The organism is Pseudomonas paraversuta (genome assembly GCF_904063065.1).
Classification (GTDB): Bacteria; Pseudomonadota; Gammaproteobacteria; order Pseudomonadales; family Pseudomonadaceae; genus Aquipseudomonas; species Aquipseudomonas paraversuta.
Map to the genome: position 1 here is coordinate 1 of NZ_CAJFCL010000039.1, position 484 is coordinate 484.

1 protein-coding gene is annotated in these 484 nt (G+C 58.7%); it reads right to left on the minus strand.

Annotated features, from left to right (window positions below):
- A partial coding sequence (locus JQ845_RS22820; RefSeq protein ID WP_459565137.1) for a phage tail tip fiber protein occupies positions 1–484 on the minus strand: 484 nt, incomplete at both ends.

Below are 484 nucleotides of genomic sequence, written 5' to 3' on the forward strand. Positions count from 1 at the left end.
GGGTTTCTCAGGCTCTGGCTGATCCGGATTGCCGATCTTGAACCGCACAACACCGTCATGCGTAACGATCATTTCACCATTCTTGATGCTGACGCGCGTGCCGGCGACCTTCGCCTTCTCCAGACGATCAGCTAGCTCTTCCTCGGTTTCGAGCCGTGAGTAGCTCAAAAACAGGCGAGCATTGAAGGATTCATCGCCGTAGCTCGCGTCGAACTCTTCGAACTCGGCGGCGTGGCGATACTGATCTGGCACCTTTTGCAGCTCGGCCTGCATGAACTGGAGCAGGTTGGCGGCATTCTTGGGCAAGTCGTACTTGCTCCAGCTGGCCACCTCGACCGACACTGTCTGGCGCTCAGGCGCCTTTGCCACGCCGCCGAGGATGCAGGAGTTGATCTCGAAGGTGCCGTCTTGTTCCAGCTTCCAGCCGGAAACGCCCGGCACGTAGTTGGCGCTCTGGATATCACCGACGCGCGCTGTTTCAACT